18 protein-coding genes are annotated in these 22300 nt (G+C 68.4%); all 18 read left to right on the forward strand.

All coding sequences use genetic code 11. The features are described 5' to 3' along the window. Positions 1–85: 85 nt before the first annotated feature. The 18 genes from ABL838_RS04825 to ftsZ all read left to right on the forward strand — a co-directional run bounded on the left by ABL838_RS04825 (position 86) and on the right by ftsZ (position 22246). Positions 86–1732, forward strand: a complete 1647-nt coding sequence (locus ABL838_RS04825; protein ID WP_418124485.1) for an STAS domain-containing protein — start codon at positions 86–88, stop codon at positions 1730–1732. Between the two features lie 56 nt (positions 1733–1788). Next, positions 1789–2334: an ATP-dependent protease subunit HslV gene (gene hslV / locus ABL838_RS04830; protein ID WP_019656748.1), complete on the forward strand. Its 546-nt coding sequence runs from the start codon at positions 1789–1791 to the stop codon at positions 2332–2334. A 2-nt stretch (positions 2335–2336) separates the two neighbouring features. Then, entirely contained in the window at positions 2337–3665 is a 1329-nt protein-coding gene (gene hslU, locus ABL838_RS04835) for an ATP-dependent protease ATPase subunit HslU (RefSeq protein ID WP_418124487.1), read from the forward strand. A gap of 272 nt (positions 3666–3937) precedes the next feature. Continuing rightward, complete coding sequence (gene mraZ, locus ABL838_RS04840) at positions 3938–4366, forward strand: division/cell wall cluster transcriptional repressor MraZ (RefSeq protein ID WP_081270207.1); 429 nt, start codon at positions 3938–3940, stop codon at positions 4364–4366. Positions 4367–4374: 8 nt separating this feature from the next. Beyond that, entirely contained in the window at positions 4375–5298 is a 924-nt protein-coding gene (gene rsmH / locus ABL838_RS04845; RefSeq protein WP_369659599.1) for a 16S rRNA (cytosine(1402)-N(4))-methyltransferase RsmH, read from the forward strand. Between the two features lie 94 nt (positions 5299–5392). Beyond that, complete coding sequence (gene ftsL, locus ABL838_RS04850; RefSeq protein WP_184634727.1) at positions 5393–5767, forward strand: cell division protein FtsL; 375 nt, start codon at positions 5393–5395, stop codon at positions 5765–5767. Beyond that, positions 5764–7518 carry a peptidoglycan D,D-transpeptidase FtsI family protein gene (locus ABL838_RS04855; protein ID WP_418124489.1) on the forward strand — a complete coding sequence of 585 codons (1755 nt, stop codon included), beginning with the start codon at positions 5764–5766 and terminating at the stop codon, positions 7516–7518. The genes ftsL and ABL838_RS04855 overlap by 4 nt, the downstream gene beginning before the upstream one ends. Positions 7519–7520: 2 nt before the next feature. After that, positions 7521–9089: a UDP-N-acetylmuramoyl-L-alanyl-D-glutamate--2,6-diaminopimelate ligase gene (locus ABL838_RS04860; protein WP_418124491.1), complete on the forward strand. Its 1569-nt coding sequence runs from the start codon at positions 7521–7523 to the stop codon at positions 9087–9089. Continuing rightward, the gene (locus ABL838_RS04865) at positions 9086–10534 is read left to right on the forward strand and encodes a UDP-N-acetylmuramoyl-tripeptide--D-alanyl-D-alanine ligase (RefSeq protein WP_418124493.1); all 1449 of its coding nucleotides are present in this window, start codon (positions 9086–9088) and stop codon (positions 10532–10534) included. Before ABL838_RS04860 ends, ABL838_RS04865 begins: the two co-directional genes overlap by 4 nt. Before the next feature lie 15 nt (positions 10535–10549). Further along, positions 10550–11728 carry a phospho-N-acetylmuramoyl-pentapeptide-transferase gene (gene mraY / locus ABL838_RS04870; protein ID WP_093299737.1) on the forward strand — a complete coding sequence of 393 codons (1179 nt, stop codon included), beginning with the start codon at positions 10550–10552 and terminating at the stop codon, positions 11726–11728. 22 nt (positions 11729–11750) lie between these two features. Further along, a complete protein-coding gene (gene murD / locus ABL838_RS04875) occupies positions 11751–13934 on the forward strand; it encodes a UDP-N-acetylmuramoyl-L-alanine--D-glutamate ligase (protein WP_418124495.1) in 2184 nt (727 codons plus the stop codon). After that, the gene (gene ftsW, locus ABL838_RS04880) at positions 13931–15229 is read left to right on the forward strand and encodes a putative lipid II flippase FtsW (RefSeq protein WP_126021413.1); all 1299 of its coding nucleotides are present in this window, start codon (positions 13931–13933) and stop codon (positions 15227–15229) included. The genes murD and ftsW overlap by 4 nt, the downstream gene beginning before the upstream one ends. A gap of 76 nt (positions 15230–15305) precedes the next feature. After that, a complete protein-coding gene (murG, locus tag ABL838_RS04885) occupies positions 15306–16370 on the forward strand; it encodes an undecaprenyldiphospho-muramoylpentapeptide beta-N-acetylglucosaminyltransferase (RefSeq protein ID WP_418124496.1) in 1065 nt (354 codons plus the stop codon). Beyond that, a complete protein-coding gene (gene murC, locus ABL838_RS04890; protein WP_418124498.1) occupies positions 16367–17842 on the forward strand; it encodes a UDP-N-acetylmuramate--L-alanine ligase in 1476 nt (491 codons plus the stop codon). Before murG ends, murC begins: the two co-directional genes overlap by 4 nt. Beyond that, positions 17839–18810 carry a D-alanine--D-alanine ligase gene (locus tag ABL838_RS04895; RefSeq protein WP_418124499.1) on the forward strand — a complete coding sequence of 324 codons (972 nt, stop codon included), beginning with the start codon at positions 17839–17841 and terminating at the stop codon, positions 18808–18810. Before murC ends, ABL838_RS04895 begins: the two co-directional genes overlap by 4 nt. Before the next feature lie 2 nt (positions 18811–18812). Beyond that, on the forward strand, positions 18813–19601 hold the full coding sequence (locus ABL838_RS04900; RefSeq protein ID WP_126021409.1) for a cell division protein FtsQ/DivIB: 789 nt from the start codon (positions 18813–18815) through the stop codon (positions 19599–19601). Between the two features lie 30 nt (positions 19602–19631). After that, the gene (gene ftsA / locus ABL838_RS04905) at positions 19632–20861 is read left to right on the forward strand and encodes a cell division protein FtsA (RefSeq protein WP_093196937.1); all 1230 of its coding nucleotides are present in this window, start codon (positions 19632–19634) and stop codon (positions 20859–20861) included. A gap of 170 nt (positions 20862–21031) precedes the next feature. Continuing rightward, complete coding sequence (gene ftsZ, locus ABL838_RS04910) at positions 21032–22246, forward strand: cell division protein FtsZ (protein WP_126021408.1); 1215 nt, start codon at positions 21032–21034, stop codon at positions 22244–22246. The last annotated feature ends 54 nt before the right edge of the window (positions 22247–22300 follow it).

Raw genomic sequence — 22300 nt, forward strand, 5'->3', positions numbered from 1 at the left:
AGCCAGCACAAGGTAGATAAAAGCCAGCGTCTTCGATAGCCTCCTCCGAATGCCAAAGGAAGATTCGGGCCGCCTTCTTTCAAAGGTGGCCAAGTTTGTCCGCAATCCCCTGAAGGATTGGTCGGAGCTGGACGCGCCTTCCTCCGCCAGTTCGGCCTCCGATTCCTCGCTGCCCGCGCAGACCTACAGCCGGGAGATGCTCAAGGAGATGATCGAGCGGCGCCAGCGCAACGATTTCGTTCGCCGGCGCGAGTTCGACATGCTGCGCAAGCTGCGCCAGCGCGAGGCCGCGGCGCACGCCTTCGAGGCGACGGTCACGCCGTCTTCGTTCAACGTCAACAGTTCCTCCGAGAGATCGGAAGGCCGCGCGCTCACGCTCAAGAAGATCGACGAGATCGAGCAGCAGATGTCGCAGCAGTGGTGGAAGGGGCGCGGGCCGAACGGCGAGGTGCTGGTCAATCCGCCGCCCGAAGCCGGCGCCGAGACCCTGCCGCCGGTGGACACCGACGAACTGCTGTCGGAGCCGGCTCCGCCGTCCCTGGCGGTGGAGGCGGCACAGGTCGCCGGCGAGGCCGGCGCAGCGCCGGCCGTCGCGGCCAGCGTGCCGCTGCTGTCGTCGCGCCTGGCGCACGACGGCGCGCTCGAGGAAGCGGTGATCCGTTTCGCCCACGGCGACGACACCGGCGCCGAAGCGATCCTGCTGCAGGCGCTGGCTTCGCCCCCCGACAGCGTGTCGCCGGTCGAAAGCGCGACCGACGCAGCCTCCGAGCGCGACGACAACCGCTGGCGGGCTCTCTTCGACCTGTACCGCGCCACCGGCGACGCCGCCAAGTTCGCCGCCGCCCGCATGCGCTATGCGCAGCGCATGCGGCGCATGGGACCCGACTGGGTCTCGCTGGAAGAGCTGGCGCGCAGCGTCAAGGCCGTCACGGCGAGCGAGGAGGCTGCCGGCATCGCCGAAAGCGGCGCTCCCGCCGACTGGACCTGCCCCACGCGCCTCGCGCGCGAAGGCCTCATGGACCTCACCCGCGCGCTGTCGAAGGCGGGCTCGGTGTGGACGCTCGACTGGCGTGGCCTGCATGCCATCGAACCCGAGGCCGCCGCGCCGCTGCGTGTGCTCTTCACCCACTGGGCCGATTCGCCGGTGCAACTGCGTTTCATGGGCTCGTCGCAGCTGCTGGCCGTGCTGTCCGAGGCCGCGCCCAACAACGAGCGCGGCACCGACGACGTCTGGTGGCAACTGCACCTCGCGGCGCTGCGCATGATGCACCTGCCCGACGACTTCGAGCTGGTGGCGCTCAACTACTGCATCACCTACGAGGTGTCGCCGCCCGCCTGGGCAGACCCGAAGGGCGAGTGCACCACGCTGGCCGCGCCGCCTGCCAGCCGGCCCAGCTCGGTGTGGTCGCTGCTGTCGGTCGGCGGCGATTCGGAGAGTTTTCCTTCCACCGACAGCGGTTTTGCCGCGCTGGCGGGCGACCTGCGGGGCGAGTCGCTGTCGAACTGGCAGCGGCTGGACCACGACCTGCGCCACACCACGGCGCCGGTCATCTCGTGCGCGGCGCTGCTGCGCATGGACCTCGCCGCCGCAGGCACGCTGCTGAGCTGGGTGCGCACGCGCGACGCCAACGGCGAGCGCGTGCAGTTCGTCGACGTGCACCGGCTGGTTGCCGCGCTGTTCAATCTGGTAGGCATCGCCGATCACGCCACGGTGGCCGTTAGGAAAAACTGAAACCCGCACCGCCTTGCGGCGGTTGCATTGCCGCCGCGCACCCCCAGATGGCTGCGATGGAACAGTTTCACGGCACCACCATCGTGAGCGTGCGCCGCAAGACCCCCCAGGGCGACCAGGTCGCCATCGGCGGGGACGGGCAGGTCACTCTCGGCAACATCGTCATCAAGGGCTCGGCGCGCAAGGTGCGCCGGCTGTATCACGGCAAGGTGCTTGCCGGCTTCGCGGGCGCCACGGCGGACGCCTTCACGCTCTTCGAGCGTTTCGAGGCCAAGCTCGAGAAGCACCAGGGGCACCTGACCCGGGCCGCGGTCGAGCTCACCAAGGACTGGCGCACCGACCGCGTGCTGCGCAAGCTCGAAGCCATGCTCGCGGTGGCCGACGCCACCACCTCCCTCATCATCACCGGCAACGGCGACGTGCTGGAGCCCGAGGACGGCGTGATCGCCATCGGCTCGGGCGGCGCGTACGCCCAGTCGGCGGCCAAGGCGCTGATCGAGAACACCGAGCTTTCGGCCGAGCAGATCGTGCGCAAATCGCTGGCGATCGCCGGAGAAATCTGCATTTACACGAACATGAACCATACGGTGGAAGCGCTCTGACCATGTCCATGACCCCCCAGGAGATCGTCTCCGAGCTCGACAACCACATCGTCGGCCAGCCGGCAGCCAAGCGCGCCGTGGCCATCGCGCTGCGCAACCGCTGGCGCCGCCAGCAGGTCGACGACAAGCTGCGCCACGAGATCACGCCGAAGAACATCCTCATGATCGGCCCCACGGGCGTGGGCAAGACCGAGATCGCCCGTCGCCTCGCGCGACTGGCCGATGCGCCCTTCATCAAGGTCGAGGCCACCAAGTTCACCGAGGTGGGCTACGTGGGCAAGGACGTCGATTCGATCATCCGCGACCTGGCAGAGATCGCCGTCAAGCAGACGCGCGAGGCGGAGAGCGTGAAGGTTCGCGCGCGCGCCGAGGACGCAGCCGAAGAGCGCATCCTCGACGTGCTGCTGCCGCAAGCGCGCAGCGCCGACGGCACCTCCACCGCGACCGACACCAGCAACGCCACCCGGCAGGCCTTCCGCAAGAGGCTGCGCGAGCACCAGCTCGACGACAAGGAGATCGAACTCGACCTCGCCGAAACCCGCGCGCCGCTGGAGATCATGGGCCCGGCCGGCATGGAGGAAATGACCGAGCAGCTGCGCGGCATGTTCGGCCAGATCGGCGGCGGCAAGCGCAAGATGCGCAAGCTCAAGATCGCCGAGGCGCTGCGCCTGCTCACCGACGAGGAGGCCGCCAAGCTGGTCAACGAGGACGAGATCCGCACGCAGGCGATCGCCAACGCAGAGCAGAACGGCATCGTCTTCATCGACGAGATCGACAAGGTCGCCACCCGCAGCGAAGCCCAGGGCTCCGACGTGTCGCGCCAGGGCGTGCAGCGCGACCTGCTGCCGCTGGTGGAGGGCACAGCCGTCAGCACCAAGTACGGCGTGGTGCGCACCGACCACATGCTGTTCATCGCGAGCGGCGCCTTCCACCTGAGCAAGCCCAGCGACCTCATTCCCGAGCTGCAGGGGCGCTTTCCGATCCGCGTGGAGCTGCAGTCGCTCTCGGTGGCGGACTTCGAGAGCATCCTCACGCAGACGCGCGCCTCGCTGGTGAAGCAGTACCAGGCGCTGCTCGCCACCGAGGGCGTGACGCTCGAATTCACGCCCGAGGGCGTGAACCGGCTGGCCACCATCGCCTTCGAGGTGAACGAGCGCACCGAGAACATCGGTGCGCGCCGTCTGTCGACCGTGATGGAGCGCCTGCTGGATGAGGTAAGCTTCGACGCGACCCGCCTCGAAGGGCAATCGATCCGCATCGATGCCGCCTATGTCGACCAGCGCCTTGCGGCACTAAGTCACGACGAAGACCTTTCGCGCTTCATCCTCTGAAGCCGCTTCTCTCTTCCCCTGTAACGGGGGAATCCTTCACGCATCACTTTCACTGCGTGAGCTAAGTACTTCATTTTCAACGAAATTCGCCGATTCCAAGGATTTGGAATCGGCGCTAAGTCGTTGATTCCATTACAAAAAATAGCCCAAACGGCCAGTTGCTTCCGAAGTGTTTCCTGCTACAGTGCAAAAAAGTGCAGTTAAGTGGGAAAAAGTGCGGGTAGTGCCCCTTTCGGGTGCCGCAGCACTCCCAACACAGGGGTTTCGTGGTCGTGTTTCAAGGCGCTTCATCGCTCAGTCTGGATGCCAAGGGGCGGCTCTCCGTGCCGACCCGGCATCGTGACGTCCTGAGCGCGACGGCAGGCGGCCAGCTCACGATCACCAAGCATCCGCACGGATGCCTGATGGTGTTCCCCCGTCCCGAATGGGAAAAATTCCGCGAGCGCATCGCCGCGCTGCCGATGTCGGCGCAGTGGTGGAAGCGCGTCTTCCTTGGCAACGCCATGGACGTCGAGATGGACGGCACCGGCCGCATCCTCGTGTCGCCCGAGCTGCGCGCGGCGACCGGCATCACGCGCGAGACGCTGCTGCTGGGCATGGGCAACCACTTCGAGCTCTGGGACAAGGCCACCTACGAGGCCAAGGAGGCCGAGGCCACCCAGGGCGAGATGCCGGACGTATTCCAGGACTTCGCGTTCTGAGGGGCCCCGTGAACACGCCCTGGACCCACACGACCGTCTTGCTCGGCGAGGCGGTGGAAGCTCTTCTATCCGGCAGCGCCGCAGCTGCCGGCACCTACGTGGACGCCACCTTCGGAAGAGGAGGGCACGCGCGCGCGATCCTCGCGCGGCTGGCGCCGGAGGGCAGGCTCATCGCATTCGACAAGGATGCGGAAGCAGTGGCCGAAGCAGCGCGCATCTCGGATGCGCGTTTTTCCATCCGCCACCAGGGATTCCGCTCGATCGGCGAGCTGCCCGATGCGAGCGTCGCCGGCCTGCTCATGGACCTGGGCGTGAGCTCGCCGCAGATCGACAACCCGGTGCGCGGTTTCAGTTTCCGTTTCGATGGCCCGCTCGACATGCGCATGGACACCACGCGCGGCGAGAGCGTGGCCGAGTGGCTGGCAACGGCCGAACTACAGCAGATTGCAGAGGTGATCCGTGACTATGGCGAAGAACGGTTTGCTGTTCAGATTGCAAAGGCGATTGTTGCTCGCCGACAAGAACGGGGCCCAGTTTCAACCACCACCGAACTGGCCGAGCTCGTGGCTGGCACGGTCAAAACCCGCGAGCCGGGCCAGAACCCTGCAACGCGCACATTTCAGGCTTTTCGGATTTTCATCAACGCCGAGCTTGAAGAGCTGCAACAGGCGCTAGAAGCCAGCCTGTCCATCCTGAAGCCCGGGGGGCGGCTGGCGGTCATCAGCTTCCACTCGCTGGAAGACCGCATCGTCAAGCAGTTCATAGCGAAGCACTCCAAGGAGGTCTACGACCGCCGCGCGCCGTTCGCCGCGCCCAAGGTCATGAAGCTGCGCGCGCTGGAGCGCATCAAGCCCTCGGAGGCCGAGGTGAGCGGGAACCCGCGGGCGCGCAGTGCCATTCTTCGCGTGGCAGAACGCACGGAGGCCGCATGAGCGCCGCCCGGCCGCCCGAAGGCGCTCGCCTCCCCGCTCGCGAGGGGGTTGGCGGAGCCACGCAGTGGTGCAGCCTGGGGGAGGTTCACTAGCCATGGCCCGGATCAACCTGCTCCTGCTGATGGCCGTCATTGCGACGGCTTTGTACCTTGTGCACACCCAGTATCTGTCGCGCCAGCTCTATACCGAGCTCGACCGCGTGCAGCAGGACGCGCGCCGCCTCGAGACCGAGCGGGACCGCCTGCAGGTCGAGAAGCGCGCGCAGGCCACGCCGCTGCGCGTGGAGAAGCTCGCCAAGGAGCAGCTGCAGATGCGCACCACCTCCCCGGCGATCACGCAGTACGTGCGCCCTGACGGCTCCGTGATTCCCGCCGTCGCACCGGTGGCGGCGACGCCCCCCACCACAGGCAAGCCGGCAGCCAAGCCTGCGGCCAAGCCGGCCGCAACCGCAGCGAGGGCCGCGCGATGACCCGAGGCAACCGCAGCGTCCGCTACACCACCAGCCCCCTGCTTGCGAGCAAGACGCCGGTGTGGCGCAGCAAGCTCATCGTCGCCGGCATCGCCTTCGGCTTCCTGGTGCTGGCCGGCCGGGCTGCCTACGTGCAGGTCATCGGCAACAGCTTCTTCCAGCGGCAGGGCGAGGTGCGCTTCGCGCGCACGCTGGAGCTGCCGGCCAACCGCGGCCGCATCCTCGACCGCAACGGGCTCATCCTCGCATCGAGCGTGGTCGCGCCCAGCATCTGGGCCATCCCGGAGGACATCGAGCGCGACGACCCCGAGGTGCGCGCCAAGCTCAAGCAGGTGGCCAAGCTGCTGGAGATGCCGCAGAAGGACTTCGACAAGAAGCTGGAAGACGAGGACAAGACCTTCGTCTGGATCAAGCGCCAGGTCGACGAGCCCATCGCCAAGCAGATCGCCGCGATGAACCTCAAGGGCATCTACCAGCGCAAGGAATACAAGCGCCAGTACCCCGAGGGCGAGGCCGCCGCGCACGTGGTGGGCTTCACCAACGTGGAAGACAACGGCCAGGAAGGCATCGAGCTGGCCTTCAACAAGGACCTGGCCGGCAAGGCCGGGTCGCGCCGCGTCATCAAGGACCGCCTGGGCCGCGTGGTCGAGGGCGTGGGCGAGACCGTGCCGCCGCTGGACGGCAAGGACATCCAGCTCAGCGTCGACAGCAAGGTGCAGTTCTTCGCCTACCAGAAGCTGCGCGACGCCGTGACCGCGCGCAAGGCCAAGGCCGGCAGCGTGGTGGTGCTCGATTCCGTCACCGGCGAGGTGCTGGCGCTGGCCAACTACCCGAGCTACGTGCCCGACAAGCGCCAGAACCTCACCGGCGAGCAGCTGCGCAACCGCGCGATCACCGACACCTTCGAGCCCGGCTCGACCATGAAGCCGATCACGGTGGGCATGGCGCTGGAAGCCGGCCGCGTGAAACCCTCGACCCTGATCGAAACCGGCCCCGGCCGCTACCAGATCGGCGGCTTCACCATCAGCGACACGCACAACTACGGCACGCTGACAGTCGAGGGCGTGATCCAGAAGTCGAGCAACGTCGGTGCGCTCAAGATCGCCCAGAAGATGACCCCGCACGAGATGTGGGACACCTACACCGCGCTCGGCTACGGCCAGAAGCCGCAGATCCAGTTCCCCGGCGCCGTCACCGGCCGGCTGCGGCCCTGGAAGACCTGGAAGCCGGTCGAGCAGGCCACCATGGCCTATGGTTACGGCCTGTCGGCGTCGCTGTTCCAGATGGCGCATTCGTACACCGCGTTCGCGCACGACGGCTCGCTGATTCCGGTGACCATTCTGAAGAACTCCGAACCGCCGGTGGGCGTGCGCGTGTTCTCGCCCTCCAACGCGCTGGCGGTGCGCAAGATGCTGCAGATGGCCGCCGGCCCCGGCGGTACCGGCACGCGCGCGCAGACGGTGGGCTACTCGGTCGGCGGCAAGTCGGGCACGGCCCACAAGCAGGTCGGCAAGGGCTACGCCAGCAACAAGTACCGCGCCTGGTTCACCGGCATGGCGCCTATCGAGAAGCCGCGCATCATCGTCGCGGTGATGATCGACGAGCCCAGCGACGGGCAGTATTTCGGCGGTCTGGCGGCCGCTCCCGTGTTCAGCGAGGTCGTGCAGCAGACGCTGCGCATGATGAACGTACCGCCCGATCTGGCGGTCAAACCGCTTGTGATGACGCAGGGCGTCGACGAGAGCTTCTGAACATGCTGACCTTCACTTCCCCCCAACTGGTCGCCGCCTGGCTGAAGGAGCGCGCGCCGAACGCCGCGCTGCATGCCGACAGCCGCGCCGTGGGCGCGGGCGACGTCTTCATCGCCTGGCCGGGCGCCGCCACCGACGGCCGCAAGCACGTGGCGGCCGCGCTGGCGCAGGGTGCCGCCGTCTGCCTGGTGGAGCACGAGGGCGTCGAGCCCTTCGGCTTCGACCAGGACGAATACCGGGAGCGCATCGTGAGCTACCCCGGCCTGAAGGCCGCCACCGGCCCGATCGCCTCGGCCTTCTACGACAACCCCTCGGCCCTGCTCGAAGTGCTGGCCGTGACGGGCACCAACGGCAAGACCTCCACCGCATGGTGGCTGGCCGAGTCGCTCTCCACGCTGCGCGCGGCGGGCGGCGTGCGAGTGATGAAGCCCGACGGCACCATGCAGCGCGACGCGCCGTCGCCCTGTGCCGTGATGGGCACGCTGGGCATCGGCGTGCCGCCCGATCTGACCTACACCGGCCTGACCACGCCCGACCCGGTGATGATGCAGCGCGAGCTGCGCGCGCTGGTCACGAACGGCTTCGGCGCCTGCGCCATCGAGGCCTCGTCCATCGGCATCGCCGAGCGCCGCCTCGACGGCGCGCAGATCGCCGTGGCCGTGTTCACCAACTTCACGCAGGACCATCTCGACTACCACGGCAGCATGGACGCCTACTGGCAGGCCAAGGCCGAGCTGTTCCGCTGGCCCGGCCTGCGCGCCGCGGTGATCAACATCGACGACACGCACGGCGCCAGCCTGTGCGCGAACCTGATCGACGCCGGCATCGGTGCGCTCGACGTCTGGACCGTCTCGGCCGCCGGCAAGCCGGCCCGCCTCATGGCGCGCGACATCGGCTACGACGCGCAGGGCCTGCAGTTCTCGGTGGCCGAGCACGGCACGGCTGCCGTGGAGCGCCTGTCGACGGGGCTCATCGGCCAGTACAACGTGTCCAACTTGCTGGGCGTGCTCGGCACGCTGCGCGCGCTGGGCCTCACGCTGGCCCAGGCCGTGGCCGCATGCGCCAACCTCACCAGCGTGCCCGGACGCATGGACCGCGCCGGCACCGGCGAAGGCGCCCCGCTGGCCGTGGTCGACTACGCCCACACGCCCGATGCGCTCGACAAGGCGCTGATCGGCCTGCGCCCGCTCGCAAAGCAGCGCGGCGGCGCATTGTGGTGCCTGTTCGGCTGCGGCGGTGACCGCGACCCGATCAAGCGCCCGATGATGGCCGCCGTCGCCGAGCGCCAGGCCGACCGCGTGATCGTCACCAGCGACAACCCCCGCAGCGAAAAGCCCGACGCGATCATCAGCCAGGTGCTGCGCGGCTTCTCGCGCCCCGACGCGGCGCAGGTGCAGCCCGACCGGGCGGGAGCCATCGCCGACGCCATCGCGCAGGCCGCGCCGCAAGATGTGGTGCTGATCGCCGGCAAGGGCCACGAGGCCTGGCAGGAAATCGCCGGCCAGCGCATCGAGTTCTCGGACAAGGCCCATGCGCTGCAGGCGCTGGCAAAGAGGGGTGCCTCGGCATGAGCGGCATCACGACACCCCTGGACATCACCCTGGCCCGGATCCAGCAATGGATTCCGGGTTCTCGCCTCGTGGGCGACGGCTCCATCGTCATCGCCCGCGTGCACACCGACACGCGCACGCTCGCGCCCGGCGACCTGTTCGTCGCGCTCAAGGGCGAGCGCTTCGACGCCAACGATTTCCTGGCCGATGCGAAGAAGCAGGGCGCCGTGGCCGCCATCGCGCACCACGGGCTGGAGGCCGCGGGTCTCGCCGGCCTCGAGGTGCCCGACTCGCTGGTCGCGCTGGGCGCGCTCGGCGCGGGCTGGCGCGCGCAGTTCGACCTGCCGCTGATCGCGGTGACGGGCAGCAACGGCAAGACCACGGTCACGCAGATGATCGCGGCCGTGCTCTTCGCCTTCCGGGCCGAGCGCTCGCTCGCCACGGCCGGCAACTTCAACAACGAGATCGGCGTGCCGCTCACGCTGCTGCGCCTGCGCGCGCAGCACCAGCGCGCGGTGCTCGAGCTGGGCATGAACCACCCGGGCGAGATCGCGCGGCTGGCGGCCATCTCGCGCCCGACCATCGCGCTGGTCAACAACGCGCAGCGCGAACACCAGGAATTCATGGCCACCGTCGAGGCAGTGGCTGTAGAGAACGCCGCCGTGTTCGCGGTGCTGCCGGAAGACGGCACTGCAGTCTTTCCCTACGGCGACGAGTTCACCTCGCTGTGGACCGACATGGCGCACGACGGCGGTTCGCGCCGCTGCCTGACCTTCGGCGAGCACGAGGATGCTGACATCTCGCTGCAGCACGCCGAATGGAAGCAGGGCGCCTGGGCCGTGAGCATCCGCACGCCGGTGGGCGCCTTCGACGCGCGGCTGCACATCGCGGGCCGGCACAACGTCGTCAACGCGCTCGCCGCCACGGCCTGCGCGCTCGCGGCGGGTGTGTCGCTGGAAACCATCGGCGCCGGCCTCTCGGCCTTCGAGCCGGTCAAGGGCCGCTCGCGCGCAAGCGAAGTCGCGCTGCCCGGCGGCCATGCGATCACGCTGGTCGACGACAGCTACAACGCCAACCCCGATTCGGTGATCGCCGCTATCGACGTGCTCGCCGCCCTTCCGGGCCCGCGCCTGCTCGTGCTGGGCGACATGGGCGAGGTGGGCGACCGCTCGCCCGAGTTCCACGCCGAGGTCGGCGAGCATGCCCGCGAGCGCGGCATCGAGTCCGTCTACACGCTGGGCGACGCTACGTCGCACACCGTCGCCGCCTTCGCCGGTGCCGACGGACACCATTTCAAGGAGTTCGACGCGCTGAGCGCGGCCGTGCTCGCACGCCTGCCGCAGGTCGGCAGCGTGCTCGTGAAAGGATCGCGCTTCATGAAGATGGAGCGAGTGGTGCAGGTCGTCGAGGCGCAGGCACAACTACAACAACCACAACAACAAAAGGAGGCCGGTCATGACGCATGAGCCGCGCGAAACCACATGCTGCTGACCCTCGCTCAATGGCTGCAGACGCTGTCGCCCGAGTTCGGGTTCCTGCGCATCTTCCAGTACCTCACCTTCCGTGCGCTGATGGCCGCGCTGACGGCGCTCGTGGTCGGCCTTGTGGCCGGGCCCTACGTGATCCGCCGCCTCACGGCGCTCAAGATCGGCCAGCCGGTGCGCGGCTACGGCATGGAAACGCACCTCACCAAGAGCGGCACGCCCACCATGGGCGGCGTGCTGGTGCTGTTCGCCATCGCCTTCGCCACGCTGCTGTGGTTCGACATCTCCAACAGGTTCGTGTGGATCGTGCTGTGGGTCACCATGGGCTTCGGCGCCATTGGCTGGGTGGACGACTGGCGCAAGGTGGTGCGCAAGGACCCGGAGGGCATGCGCTCGCGCGAGAAGTATTTCTGGCAGTCGGTGGTGGGCCTGATCGCGGCCTTCTACCTGCTCTTCAGCATCTCGGAAAGCTCCAACTGGCGCGTGGTGCAGCTGTTCTTCGCATGGGTGCAGTCGGGCTTCGACCTCGACTTCCCGCCCAAGATCAACCTGCTGGTGCCCTTCTTCAAGGAAGTGAGCTATCCGCTGGGCGGCATCGGCTTCGTGATCCTCACCTACCTGGTGATCGTGGGCGCGAGCAACGCCGTGAACCTGACCGACGGCCTGGACGGCCTGGCGATCATGCCGGTGGTGATGGTGGGCTCGGCGCTGGGCGTGTTCGCCTACGTCACGGGCAGCGCGGTGTATTCCAAGTACCTGCTGTTCCCCAACATTCCCGGCTCGGGCGAGCTGCTGGTGTTCTGCTCGGCCATGGCCGGCGCGGGGCTCGCGTTCCTGTGGTTCAACACGCATCCGGCGCAGGTGTTCATGGGCGACGTGGGCGCGCTGGCACTGGGCGGCGCGCTGGGCACCATCGCGGTCATCGTGCGCCAGGAGATCGTGTTCTTCATCATGGGCGGAATCTTCGTGGTCGAGGCGATCTCGGTGATGGCGCAGGTCACCTACTTCAAGTACACGAAGAAGCGCTTCGGCGAGGGGCGGCGCGTGCTCAAGATGGCGCCGCTGCACCATCACTTCGAGAAGAGCGGCTGGCGCGAGACGCAGGTCGTGGTGCGCTTCTGGATCATCACGATGCTGCTGTGCCTCGTGGGCCTTTCGACGCTGAAGCTGCGCTGAGAGAGAAAAGAAGAAGACAACCATGCGGCACCTGAAAGACCTCCCCGTCCTCATCCTCGGCCTCGGCGCGTCCGGGCTGGCGATGGCGCGCTGGTGCGCGCGCCACGGCGCGGTCGTGACCGTGGCCGACACGCGCGAGGCGCCAGCATTGCTTCCGACGCTGCGCGAGGAACTGCCAGGCGTGAACTTCGTCGGCGGGCCGTTTTCGGCCGCGCTGGTCGAAGGCACGCCGATCCGCGCCGTGTACCGTTCGCCGGGCCTTTCGCCGGCGACCATCGCGCCGGTGGCCGATGCGGCGCGTGCCGTGGGCCTGCCGGTCGGTGGCGAGTTGGATCTGTTCGCGCGTGCGCTGCAGGACCTGCGGATGGTGGAAGTGCCGGTGGTCGAGGCCGAACCGGAGGCGGAAGTCACCGCCGCAACGCAAGCCGAGCCGGTTGCCGAAGCTCCCGCCGAGCCTGAAGCACAGGCCGAGCTGGCGCTGGAAGAGCCTGCGCCCGCCGAGGCCGCAGCTCCGGTCGAGCCTGCAGAAGCACCCGCGCCAGTAGAAACATCGGAAACCGCTGAAGCCCAGCCCGAGCCGGCCGCCCCCGCGATGGCCGAAGCGATGCCGCGCGATCCGTCGATCAGCGTTGTCGTGCCGCCGCCGCAGGAAGGCGAAGTGGCCGTGCCGGCCGAAGCCGTTGCGGAGCCAGCATCCGAAGCCGCGCCTGAACCAGCGTCGGAATCCACCGAAGCAATCAGCGCTGAAGCAGCGCCGGAAACCCCGGCTGCCGAAGCAGCTCCCGAATCGCCCGAAGCCCCGGCAGCGGAGCCTGCTCCCGCACCCACGCCCGCGCCCGCCACCGTTTCGCGCCTGCCCACCACCGGCAAGCCCTACGTCCCGACCGCCGCCAAGGAAGCCGCGGAGTTCGTCGCGCGCATCGCCGAGCTCTCCGTCACCAACCCGGCCTCGGCGGCCGTCGAGGAAGAGCCGTCGCCGCAGCTCGAACTGGCACCGCCCGTCGAACCCGAAGCGCCCAAGGGCTACACGCCCGCGGTGCTCGCCATCACCGGCACCAACGGCAAGACGACCGTCACCTCGCTCACCGGCCAACTGGTCGAGCGCGCGGGCAAGACGGTGGCCGTGGCCGGCAACATCGGCCCGACGCTGCTCGACACGCTCTCGGCGCACATGGACGCCGAGACGCTGCCCGACGTGTGGGTGCTGGAGTTGTCCAGCTTCCAGCTCGACGGCGTGCAGGGCTTCGAGCCCACGGCCGCGACGGTGCTCAACCTCACGCAGGACCATCTGGACTGGCACGGCGACATGGCCGCGTACGGCGCGGCCAAGGCGCGCATCTTCGGCGCGCACGGGCTCATGATCCTCAACCGCGACGACGCCGGCGTGATGGCGATGCTGCCCGCGCCCGTCAAGGTCAAGCTGCAGCGCCCGCAGATCCGCACGCATGTCACCTTCGGTTCCGCGATGCCGCTGCGCCCGGGCGACTACGGCATCGAGCGCGTGAACGGCATGGCCTGGCTGGTGCGCGCGCTGGAAGCCGACGAAACGCAGAAGCGCAAGCGTGGTGCCGTGGTCGAGGAAGAGATCTTCCTGCAGCGGCTGATGCCCGCCGACGCGCTGCGCATCCGCGGCCGCCACAACGCCATGAACGCGCTCGCGGCCCTGGCGCTGGCCAGCGCCGCCGGCTGCCCGCTGAACGCCATGCTCTACGGCCTGCGCGAATACCAGGGCGAGCCGCATCGCGTCGAGCCCATCGCCGTCATCGACGAGGTCGAGTACTTCGACGACAGCAAGGGCACCAACGTGGGTGCCACCGCCGCCGCGCTGACCGGCCTGGGCGAGGAGCGCCGCGTGGTCGTCATTCTTGGTGGCGAAGGCAAGGGGCAGGACTTCGAGCCGCTGGCCGCGCCCGTTCGCCAGTACGCGCGCGCCGTGGTGCTCATCGGCCGCGACGCGCCGCTGATCGAAGCCGCGCTGGCATCGACGGGCGTCTCGCTGCTGCACGCCGCCTCGATGGACGAGGCGGTGAAGCTCGCGTCCGCGCGCGCCAACCCCGGCGACGCCGTGCTGCTGTCACCGGCCTGTGCGAGCTTCGACATGTTCAAGGACTATGCGCACCGCGCCGAGGTGTTCCGCGAGGCCGTGCAGGCCTACGAGGACAGCCCGCGCGGCCTGGGCGACTCGACGACGGAGGAACAGGTTTGAACTCTGCCGCATCAGGCGCCACGCCCAACGCACGCACCAGCCGCTTCGGCGGCTGGTTCAGGCGCGCGCGCAGCGGGATCGACTCGCTGCCTGTGCACCTGCCCGTGCGGCTGGGCGGCGCCGGCATCGCGCAGACCAAGGCCACGCCGATGCGCGTGCTGGGCTTCGACCAGGCGCTGGTCTGGGTCACGGTGGCGCTGCTGACCTGGGGCCTGATCATGGTGTATTCGGCCTCCATCGCGCTGCCCGACAACCCGCGCTTCGCGCGCGCGGGCTACAGCGCCTCGTATTTCCTCACGCGGCACGCGGCCTCGGTGGTGTTCGCCTTCATCGCCGCGCTGCTGACCTTCCAGATCCCGATGAAGACCTGGGAGCGCGCCGCGCCCTGGCTCTTCGTGGCCTCGCTGCTGCTGCTGGTGGCTGTGCTCATTCCGCACATCGGCATCAACGTGAACGGCGCGCGCCGCTGGCTGCCGATGGGCTTCATGCGCTTCCAGCCGTCGGAGCTGGCCAAGCTCGCGATGGTGCTCTACGCCGCCAGCTACATGGTGCGCAAGATGGAGATCAAGGAGCGCTTCTTCCGCGCCGTGCTGCCCATGGGCGTGGCGGTGGTGGTGGTCGGCATGCTGGTGATGGCCGAGCCCGACATGGGCGCCTTCATGGTGATCGCCGTGATCGCCATGGGCATCCTGTTCCTGGGCGGCGTGAACGCGCGCATGTTCTTCCTGATCGCCGCGCTGGTGGTGGTGGCCTTCGGCACCATCGTCGCGAGCAGCCCGTGGCGCCGCGAGCGCATCTTCGCGTACCTCGATCCGTGGAGCGAGGAGCACGCGCTGGGCAAGGGCTACCAGCTGTCGCACTCGCTGATCGCCATCGGGCGCGGCGAGATCTTCGGCGTCGGCCTCGGCGGCAGCGTCGAGAAGCTGCACTGGCTGCCCGAGGCGCACACCGACTTCCTGCTGGCCGTGATCGGCGAGGAGTTCGGCCTCGTCGGCGTGCTGCTGATCATCGGCCTGTTCCTCTGGCTCACCCGCCGCATCATGCACATCGGCCGCCAGGCCATCGCGCTCGACCGCGTGTTCTCGGGCCTCGTGGCCCAGGGCGTGGGCGTGTGGCTGGGCTTCCAGACCTTCATCAACATGGGCGTGAACCTCGGCGCGCTGCCGACCAAGGGCCTGACGCTGCCGCTGATGAGCTTCGGCGGCTCGGCCATTTTGATGAACCTGGTGGCGCTGGCGATCGTTCTGCGCATCGATTACGAAAACCGTGTCCTCATGCGCGGAGGCCGCGTATGAGGACATGGTTTCACCAGAATCGGGTCAGCGCGCAGCGCTGCGGCGCGCATGCGCCGCTGATGCGCGGAGGTCGCGTATGACCGGCCGCACCGCGCTCGTCATGGCCGGCGGCACCGGCGGCCACATCTTCCCCGGCCTCGCTGTGGCCGAGGCCCTGCGCGAGCGCGGCTGGAAGGTGCACTGGCTGGGCGCCCCCGGCAGCATGGAAGAAAAGCTGGTGCCGCCGCGCGGCTTCGCCTTCGAACCCGTGCAGTTCGGCGGCGTGCGCGGCAAGGGCCCGCTCACACTTTTCCTGCTGCCGCTGAAGCTGCTGCGCGCCTTCTGGCAAAGCCTGGGCGTGGTGCGCCGCGTGAGGCCCGACGTGCTGGTGGGACTGGGCGGCTACATCACCTTCCCGGGCGGGATGATGGGCGTGCTGGTCGGCAAGCCGCTGGTGCTGCACGAGCAGAACTCGGTGGCTGGCCTCGCCAACAAGGTGCTCGCGGGCGTGGCCGACCGCGTGTTCACCGCCTTTCCCAACGTGCTGAAGAAGGCGCAGTGGGTGGGCAACCCGCTGCGCTCGGCCTTCACCTCCAAGCCCGAACCGGCCGAGCGCTTCGCGGGCCGCACCGGGCCGCTCAAGCTACTGGTGGTGGGCGGAAGCCTCGGCGCGCGCGGCCTCAATACCGTGGTGCCGCAGGCACTCGCGCGCATCGCGCCGGCCGAGCGCCCGCAGGTGCTGCACCAGAGCGGCGCCAAGCAGATCGACGAGCTGCGCGCCAACTACGAGGCCGCGGGCGTCGAAGGAGAGCTGACGCCCTTCATCGAAGACACGGCGCAGGCCTATGCGGACGCCGACATGATCGTCGCGCGCGCCGGTGCCAGCACCGTCACAGAAATCGCGGCCGTCGGCGCAGCAGCGCTGTTCGTGCCTTTCCCCTCGGCGGTCGACGACCACCAGACCACCAATGCGCGCTTCCTCGTGGACGCGGGCGGCGGCTGGCTGGTGCAGCAGGCCGACCTCACTCCTGAATTGCTGGCTGACTTGCTACAGAAAACCGGGCGCGATGCGCTGATAGAGAAGGCCGAGAGGGCCAAGACCATGCAGAAGACAGAGGCGGTGGAAGCCGTCGTCCGCGCCTGCGAGGAGCTTGCAAGATGAAGCACGCTATTCGTCATATCCATTTCGTGGGCATCGGCGGTTCCGGCATGAGCGGCATCGCCGAAGTGCTGCTGAACCTGGGCTACAAAATCACCGGCTCCGACCTAGCCGACAGCGCCACGCTGCGCCGGCTCGCGGGCCTGGGCATCGGCACCTTCGTGGGCCACGCGGCCGCGCATATCGACGGCGCGGATGCGGTCGTCACGTCGACGGCGGTGCAGTCGGACAACCCCGAGGTGCTGGCTGCGCGCGAGAAGCGCATTCCGGTGGTGCCGCGCGCGCTGATGCTGGCCGAGCTGATGCGCCTGAAGCAGGGCATCGCCATTGCCGGCACGCACGGCAAGACCACCACCACCAGCCTGGTGGCGAGCGTGCTCGCGGCCGCCGGGCTCGACCCGACCTTCGTGATCGGCGGGCGCCTGAACAGCGCCGGCGCGAACGCGCAGTTGGGCTCCGGCGACTACATCGTGGTGGAGGCCGACGAGTCGGATGCCTCGTTCCTGAACCTGCTGCCGGTGATGGCGGTGGTCACGAACATCGACGCCGACCACATGGAGACCTACGGGCACGACTTCGCGAAGCTCAAGAAGGCTTTCGTCGACTTCCTGCACCGCATGCCGTTCTACGGCGTCGCCATTCTGTGCACCGACGATCCGGCGGTGCGCGAGATCGTGGCCGACGTGACCTGCCCGGTCACCAGCTACGGCTTCGGCGAGGACGCCCAGGTGCGCGCCATCGACGTGCGCGCCGTTGGCGGCCAGATGCATTTCACCGCGCAGCGCCGCAACGGAGTGACGCTGCCCGACCTGCCCATCGTGCTGAACCTGCCTGGCGAGCACAACGTGCGCAATGCGCTGTCGGTGATCGCGGTGGCGGTGGAACTCGGTATTCCCGACGAAGCCGTGCAGCGCGGGCTCGCAGGCTTCAAGGGCGTGGGCCGTCGCTTCCAGAGCTACGGCGACGTGGCTGTGCAGGGCGGGGATGCTTCCGGCACCTTCACGGTGATCGACGACTACGGCCATCACCCCGTGGAGATGGCCGCCACCATCGCGGCCGCGCGCGGCGCATTCCCGGGCCGCCGGCTGGTGCTGGCCTTCCAGCCGCACCGCTACACCCGCACGCGCGACTGCTTCGAAGACTTCGTGAAGGTCATCGGCACGGCCGACGCGGTGCTGCTCGGCGAGGTCTATGCCGCCGGCGAGGCGCCTATCGTGGCGGCCGACGGCCGCACGCTGGCGCGCGCGCTGCGCGTGGCGGGCAAGGTCGAGCCGGTCTTCGTCGACGACATCGCCGCGATGCCGCGCGCCATTCTCGACAACGCCCGCCCGGGCGACGTGGTGCTCTCGATGGGCGCGGGCTCCATCGGCGCGGTGCCGGCCAAGGTGGTCGAGCTCGGCGCGGCTGGTGCCGCGACCGGCGCCTCTGCCCCTTCAACATCCGAGCGCGGTTCGCGCAAAGGGAGGGCCTCATGAGCCTCCAGGACCCCAAACTCTTCGGCAAGGTCGCCGTGCTCTTCGGCGGCAGTTCCGCCGAGCGCGAGATATCCCTGATGTCGGGCACAGGCGTGCTCGAGGCGCTGCGCTCGCGCGGCGTGGACGCGCATGCCTTCGACCCGTCGCAGCGCGACCTGTCGGAGCTCAGGAGCGAAGGCTTCGCGCGCTGCTTCGTCGCGCTGCACGGCCGCCACGGCGAGGACGGCACCGTGCAGGGCGCGCTCGAGCTGCTCGGCATTCCCTACACCGGCTCTGGCGTGATGGCCTCGAGCGTGGCGATGGACAAGGTCATGACCAAGCGCATCTGGCAGGCCGACGGCCTGCCCACGCCCAAGTACGTGCGCCTGGCCTTCGACCAGCAAAGCCGCGAGCAGGTCAGGGCGGTGCCCGACGTGCTCGGCCTGCCGCTGATCGTGAAGCCGCCGCGCGAAGGCTCGTCCATTGGCGTGACCAAGGTGCAAGGTTATTCAGAGATGCAGGAGGCGGTGGCGCTGTCGGCCAAGTACGACGCCGACGTGCTGTGCGAGGAATTCATCGAGGGCGAGGAAGTGACCTGCGCCGTGCTCGGCCACGGTCTCGACGCGCGCGCGCTGCCGGTGGTGCGCATCGCCGCGCCCGAGGGTGCCTATGACTACCAGAACAAGTACTTCACCGACGACGTGAAGTACCAGTGCCCGAGCGGCCTGCCCGAGGCCGAGGAGCACGAGATCCAGCGCATCACGCTGGCCGCCTACCGCACGCTCGGCTGCCGCGGCTGGGGCCGCGCCGACGTGATGATCCGCGCGAGCGACCGCAAGCCCTTCCTGCTGGAGATGAACACCTCGCCCGGCATGACCAGCCATTCGCTGGTGCCGATGTCCGCGCGCGCCGCGGGCATCGCGTACGAGGAGCTGTGCCTGCGGGTGCTGGCTTCCGCGACGCTGGACGCGACGGGAGGCTCGCTATAGCCATGGCCGACAGCATTCCAGCGCCCTTCGACGTCAAGCTCATGAACATCGTCGCCAACCTTGCGTTCGCGGCGGTGGCGCTCATGCTGCTTGCCGCGGGCGCGTGGTGGGTGCTGCGCCAGCCTTTCTTCCCGATCGCCGGCATCAAGGTGGACGGCGAGGTCACGCACAACAACGCGGTCACGCTGCGCGCCAACGTGGCGCCGCAGCTGTCGGGCAACTTCTTCACCATCGACCTGGCCCGCGCGCGCGCGGCCTTCGAGTCGGTGCCGTGGGTGCGCAGCGCGGTGGTGCGCCGCGAGTTCCCGAACAAGCTGCGCGTGACGCTGACCGAGCAGGTGCCGGTGGCCAACTGGGGCGACGAGGCGGGCTCGAAGCTGATCAACGGCTTCGGCGACGTGTTCGAGGCCAACGTGGCGGAGGTGGACGACAACCTGCCGCGCCTGGACGGCCCGATCGAGCAGGCCGGCCAGGTGCTGGGCATGTACCGCGTGCTGCAGCCGCAGTTCCAGCCCTACGACCTGGGGATCGACGAGCTCACGCTGTCGAGCCGCGGCAGCTGGAAGGTGGTGCTCGACAGCGGCGCCGAGATCGAGCTCGGCCGCGGCCAGAGCGAAGAGGTGACGGCCCGCCTGCAGCGCTTCCTGAAGACCGTGACCCAGGTCGCGGGCCAGTACCGCCGCACCATGGCCGACGTCGAAGGCGCGGACCTGCGCCACAACGACGCGTATGCCCTGCGGCTGCGCGGCGTCACCACGGTCTCGCCCGAGGCCCCAAGAAAAATCAAGTAGCGAATACCGAGGAATCGAGGACATATCCCAATGCCCAAAGAATACAAAGACCTGGTCGTAGGACTCGACATCGGCACCGCCAAGGTGATGGTGGTCGTGGCCGAGGTGCTGCCCGGCGGCGAGCTCAAGCTGGCCGGCCTGGGCATCGCGCCGAGCAATGGCCTCAAGCGCGGCGTGGTGGTGAACATCGACGCCACCGTGCAGAGCATCCAGCAGGCGCTGAAAGAGGCCGAGCTGATGGCCGACTGCAAGATCAGCCGCGTCTACACCGGCATCACCGGCAGCCACATCCGCGGCATCAACTCCAGCGGCATGGTGGCGGTGAAGGACAAGGAAGTGACGCCCGCCGACGTGGCCCGCGTGGTGGAGACGGCACGCGCCATCAACATCTCCAGCGACCAGCGCCTGCTGCTGGTGGAGCCGCAGGAGTTCGTGATCGACGGCCAGGACGTGAAGGAGCCGATCGGCATGAGCGGCATGCGCCTGGAGGCCAAGGTGCACATCGTGACCGGCGCGCAGAGCGCGGCCGAGAACATCATCAAGTGCGTGCGCCGCTGCGGCCTGGAAGTCGACCAGCTGATGCTGAACCCGCTGGCCTCCAGCCAGGCGGTGCTGACGGAAGACGAGCGCGAGCTGGGCGTGGTGCTGGTGGACATCGGCGCGGGCACGACGGACGTGGCGATCTTCACCAACGGTGCGATCCGCCACACGGCGGTGATCCCGATCGCGGGCGACCTCATCACCAGCGACATCGCGATGGCGCTGCGCACTCCGACGAAGGACGCGGAAGACATCAAGGTCGAGAACGGCTTCGCCAAGCAATTGCTGGCCGACCCCGAGACGCAGGTGGAAGTGCCGGGCCTGGGCGACCGCGGCCCGCGCATGCTGAGCAAGCAGGCGCTGGCCGGCGTGATCGAGCCGCGCATCGAGGAGATCTTCTCGCTGGTGCAGCAGGTGGTGCGCGAGTCGGGCTACGAAGAGGTGCTCTCGTCGGGCGTGGTGCTCACGGGCGGCAGCGCCGTGATGCCGGGCATGGTGGAGCTCGGCGAGGACATCTTCCTCAAGCCCGTGCGTCGCGGCATCCCGAAGTACTCGAGCGCGCTGTCGGACATGGTCGCGCAGCCCCGCGCCGCGACGGTGATGGGCCTGCTGGAGGAAGCACGCTTCGCGCGCATGCGCGGCTTCAAGGTCGCGCAGAAGAATGGGTCGGTAAAGACTGCATTCGGACGTTTCAAGGACTTCATCGTGGGGAATTTCTAGCCATGATCAAGTCTCCACTCTGGCTCGCGCGTGGCAGCCCTCCCATGCATTTCAACGAGCGATGGCGACGAACAGGTCCACCATCGCGACGGTCTCATCGTTGATCCCGTCAGTACACAAGAAATATTCACAGACACATAACGGCAACTGCAAGATTCAAGGAGTTAAAAATGACCATCGAAATGATCGAAGTCGAAGAGTTCAACCAGGGCACGCAGATCAAGGTGATCGGTGTCGGCGGTGGCGGCGGCAATGCGGTCGCCCACATGATGGAGCGTGGCGTGCAGGGCGTTCAGTTCGTCTGCGCGAACACCGACGCGCAGGCCCTGCAGCGCAGCAACGCACACAAGATCATCCAGCTGGGCACCAGCGGCCTGGGCGCCGGCAGCAAGCCCGAGAAGGGCCGTGACGCGGCCGAGGCCGCGGTGGACGACATCCGCGCCGCCATCGACGGCGCGCACATGCTGTTCATCACGGCCGGCATGGGCGGCGGCACCGGCACCGGCGCCGCTCCCGTGATCGCGCGCGTGGCGAAGGAAATGGGCATCCTCACCGTGGGCGTGGTGACCAAGCCCTTCGACTGGGAAGGCGGGCGCCGCATGACCAATGCCGACGCCGGCCTGGCCGAACTCGAAGCCAACGTCGACTCGCTGATCGTCGTGCTCAACGAGAAGCTGCTCGACGTGCTGGGCGAGGACGTCACGCAGGACGAAGCCTTCGCTCAGGCCAACGACGTGCTGAAGAACGCCGTGGGCGGCATCTCGGAAATCATCAACGAGTACGGCGGCGTGAACGTCGACTTCGAAGACGTGCGCACCGTGATGGGCGAGCCCGGCAAGGCCATGATGGGCACCGCTGCCGCAGCCGGTCCCGACCGCGCGCGCATCGCAGCCGAGCAGGCCGTGGCCTGCCCGCTGCTCGAAGGCATCGACCTCTCGGGCGCAAAGGGCGTGCTGGTGCTGGTGACGGCATCGAAGAGCTCGCTGAAGCTGAACGAGTCGAAGCTGGCGATGAACACCATCCGCGCCTACGCCTCGCCGGACGCGCACGTGATCTACGGCGCTGCCTACGACGACAGCCTGGGCGACGAGATGCGCGTGACCGTGGTGGCCACCGGCCTGTCGCGTCCCGACGCTCGCCGCCAGCAGCCGACGCTGGAAGTCATCCGCACCGGCACCGACAACATCCCGTTCACCGTGCCGACGCTCGGTGGCGTGGGTCACGCCGGCGGCACGGGCGGCAGCCAGCCCAACTACGACGGCATGGCCGTTCCCAGCGTGTGGCGCACCAACCGCACGATGGCCGCCGCGAAGGTGGACGCGCTGTCCTCGGGCGGTATGGACGACTTTGAGATCCCGGCTTTCCTGCGCCGTCAGGCAGATTGAGAGAACACCCCGCCTGATGATGGCTTCGCCAGAGGCCATCGCGGGGTGAACTCG

This window comes from Variovorax sp. 160MFSha2.1, assembly GCF_048305075.1.
GTDB lineage: Bacteria > Pseudomonadota > Gammaproteobacteria > Burkholderiales > Burkholderiaceae_C > Variovorax > Variovorax guangxiensis.

What these genes read in the sequence shown, in the direction of transcription:
- hslV (WP_019656748.1), top strand. Translation starts at nt 1,789, where the DNA reads ATGGAACAGTTTCACGGCACCACCATCGTGAGCGTGCGCCGCAAGACC.
- hslU (WP_418124487.1), top strand. Translation starts at nt 2,337, where the DNA reads ATGTCCATGACCCCCCAGGAGATCGTCTCCGAGCTCGACAACCACATC.
- ftsL (WP_184634727.1), top strand. Translation starts at nt 5,393, where the DNA reads ATGGCCCGGATCAACCTGCTCCTGCTGATGGCCGTCATTGCGACGGCT.
- ABL838_RS04855 (WP_418124489.1), top strand. Translation starts at nt 5,764, where the DNA reads ATGACCCGAGGCAACCGCAGCGTCCGCTACACCACCAGCCCCCTGCTT.
- ABL838_RS04860 (WP_418124491.1), top strand. Translation starts at nt 7,521, where the DNA reads ATGCTGACCTTCACTTCCCCCCAACTGGTCGCCGCCTGGCTGAAGGAG.
- ABL838_RS04865 (WP_418124493.1), top strand. Translation starts at nt 9,086, where the DNA reads ATGAGCGGCATCACGACACCCCTGGACATCACCCTGGCCCGGATCCAG.
- mraY (WP_093299737.1), top strand. Translation starts at nt 10,550, where the DNA reads ATGCTGCTGACCCTCGCTCAATGGCTGCAGACGCTGTCGCCCGAGTTC.
- murD (WP_418124495.1), top strand. Translation starts at nt 11,751, where the DNA reads ATGCGGCACCTGAAAGACCTCCCCGTCCTCATCCTCGGCCTCGGCGCG.
- murG (WP_418124496.1), top strand. Translation starts at nt 15,306, where the DNA reads ATGACCGGCCGCACCGCGCTCGTCATGGCCGGCGGCACCGGCGGCCAC.
- murC (WP_418124498.1), top strand. Translation starts at nt 16,367, where the DNA reads ATGAAGCACGCTATTCGTCATATCCATTTCGTGGGCATCGGCGGTTCC.
- ABL838_RS04895 (WP_418124499.1), top strand. Translation starts at nt 17,839, where the DNA reads ATGAGCCTCCAGGACCCCAAACTCTTCGGCAAGGTCGCCGTGCTCTTC.
- ABL838_RS04900 (WP_126021409.1), top strand. Translation starts at nt 18,813, where the DNA reads ATGGCCGACAGCATTCCAGCGCCCTTCGACGTCAAGCTCATGAACATC.
- ftsA (WP_093196937.1), top strand. Translation starts at nt 19,632, where the DNA reads ATGCCCAAAGAATACAAAGACCTGGTCGTAGGACTCGACATCGGCACC.
- ftsZ (WP_126021408.1), top strand. Translation starts at nt 21,032, where the DNA reads ATGACCATCGAAATGATCGAAGTCGAAGAGTTCAACCAGGGCACGCAG.